Genomic DNA, 1,931 nt, shown 5'->3' with positions numbered 1-1,931 from the left:
CTTGTCGAAGCGGATGTTCACGCCCTGCCCCGTCAGTCGATCCGGCGCGCCACGAAAGCGGCGCGCCGGAATCGTCCTACTTCAGGAAGCCGTTCTTCTTCAGGAAGTCCTCGGCGACGCCCTTGACCGGCTCGCCGCCGACCTGCACGCGACCGTTCAGTTCCTGCAGGGTGACGAGGTCGAGCTTGGCGAAAACCGGCTTCAACAGCGTCTCGATCTCGGGATGCTCCTTCAGCACCGCTTCGCGGATGATCGGCGCCGGCTGGTAGACCGGCTGCACGCCCTTGTCGTCGTCGAGCACGACGAGCCCGGACGGTGCGATGCCGCCATCGGTGCCGTAGACCATGGCCGCATTGGCGCCATTGGTCTGGTTGGCGGCCGCTGCGATGGTTGCCGCCGTGTCGCCGCCCGAGAGGGTGATCAATTGCTCAGGCTTCAGCGTGAAGCCATAGGTGGTCTGGAAAGCCGGAAGTGCGGCCGCCGAATTGACGAACTCGGCGGAAGCCGCCAGCACCACCTGACCGCCGCCCGCGACATATTTGCCGAAGTCGGTAAGCGTGGCGAGCTTGTTGGTCTCGGCGACTTCCTTGCGAAGCGCGATCGCCCAGGTGTTGTTTGCGGGCGACGGCGACAGCCAGACGATTTTGTTGGCGTCGTAGTCGAGCTTCTTGGCCGTTTCATAGGCCTTGGCGGCGTCTTTCCAGACCGGGTCGTCGGCCTTTTCGAAGAAGAAAGCGGCGTTGCCGGTGTATTCGGGATAGATGTCGATCTCGCCGGCGGTGATCGCCTTGCGCACCACCGGCGTGCCACCGAGCTGGATACGGTCCGATGTCTTGATGTTGTTGGCGTTGAGCACGAGCTGGATGATGTTACCGAGCACGCCGCCCTCTGTGTCGATCTTGGAAGAGACAACCACCTGGGCATTGGCGGAAGCCACCGTGATGCCGAGCGCCAATGCCGCGCCGGCCAGAAACTTGACTGAAAACATTGTGAAACCCCTTGCTATGAACCGAAACGCGGTGACCGCATATGAGCATGGCTTCAACGGCCAGTCGGGGCACACGGTTTCATAACAATAGGTACAGACGCAATATTTTTGTTCCGAAGCGGTAAATTCGGCCGACATCGTGCTGACAGCGCGTGTCAGGTGAAACGGCGGATGGATCAGGCTTCAGCTTTGCGCAAGCTCGTCAGCTTGAGCGCGCCGAGCGCCACGAAGCACAGGACGGTGACCGGAAAGACTATCCAGTTCAGCATCTCCCAGCCCCAGGCGTTGTAGACCATGCCCGACATCAGCGAGGCGCAGGCGACGGAGCCGAACAGGACGAAGTCGTGGAAGCCTTGCACCTTGCCCTTTTCCGACGGCCGGTAGGTGGCGGCAACCATCGCGGTCGCGCCGATGAAGCCGAAGTTCCAGCCAAGGCCCAGCAGGATCAGCGACGTCCAGAACTGCCACAGCGCCAGGCCCGACAGAGCGACAATGGCGCAGCCGATGAGCAGGATCAGGCCGGTGGCCACAATGCGTTCGGCGCCGAAGCGATGGATCAGCGAGCCGGTGAAGAAGCTTGGCGCGAACATCGCCATGACGTGCCAGGAGATGCCGAGCGTCGCGTCGTTTTCCGAAAGGCCGCAACCGACCATGGCCAGCGGTGCGCCCGTCATGACGAAGCTCATCAGCGCATAGCTGCCGACCGCGCAGAAAAGCGCGGCGACGAAACGCGGCTGCGTGATGATTTCAGCCAGTGGTCTGGCGTCGCTGTCGGCGATCTCCACCTTGCCGGATGCTTTCGGCGGCAGCCGCAGGAACGACAGGATGATGGCGCCGACGGCGGCCAGCGGCAGGATGGAGATGAACGAACCGGCAAACATGACCGGCGCAAGCAATTCGCGGGTGAAGATGACGATCTGCGGCCCGAGGATGGCGGTGACGA

At 62.6% G+C, this 1,931-nt stretch carries 2 protein-coding genes; both read right to left on the bottom strand.

Features of this window, described 5'->3' with window-relative positions; genetic code table 11:
- Positions 1 to 76: 76 nt before the first annotated feature.
- Positions 77 to 988 (bottom strand): ABC transporter substrate-binding protein, encoded by a 912-nt coding sequence (locus EOD15_RS33655; protein WP_127322450.1) that lies wholly within the window; start codon positions 986 to 988, stop codon positions 77 to 79.
- 176 nt (positions 989 to 1,164) lie between these two features.
- Positions 1,165 to 1,931: MFS transporter (locus tag EOD15_RS33650; RefSeq protein ID WP_148129800.1), on the bottom strand; the 767-nt coding region annotated here is incomplete at its 5' end.

The organism is Mesorhizobium sp. M7A.T.Ca.US.000.02.2.1, from assembly GCF_003996995.1.
Lineage (GTDB): Bacteria > Pseudomonadota > Alphaproteobacteria > Rhizobiales > Rhizobiaceae > Mesorhizobium.
This window is presented reverse-complemented; position numbering and strand designations above follow the sequence as displayed.

Bases quoted from the DNA above. Each gene is read 5' to 3' on its own strand.
- EOD15_RS33655 (WP_127322450.1), bottom strand. From the start codon at position 988: ATGTTTTCAGTCAAGTTTCTGGCCGGCGCGGCATTGGCGCTCGGCATC.